The following is a 234-nucleotide window of genomic DNA, read 5'->3' on the forward strand; positions in this document are numbered from 1 at the left end:
GCGCTGCTGCACTCAGACGACGACGAGAAGCGCTACATCCTCGCCCCGCGCAACCAGCAGCAGGGTGACCGCGACGAGAACGGTCACGGGACCGACATCAAGCCGGGCAACAACCTGGCCCTCCGCATCATCCCGGTCGGTACCACGATCCACGCGCTCGAGATCCGTCCCGGTGGCGGCGCCATGCTCGCCCGCTCCGCCGTCGCCTCGGTGCTGCTGCTCGCGATGGAGAGC

1 pseudogene is annotated in these 234 nt (G+C 69.2%); it reads left to right on the forward strand.

The window, feature by feature from the left end:
- Nucleotides 1-234, forward strand: a pseudogene (locus tag KVT44_RS57210) (50S ribosomal protein L2); the annotation flags it as partial.

Source organism: Streptomyces sp. GbtcB7, assembly GCF_019091445.1.
Classification (GTDB): Bacteria; Actinomycetota; Actinomycetes; order Streptomycetales; family Streptomycetaceae; genus Streptomyces; species Streptomyces mirabilis.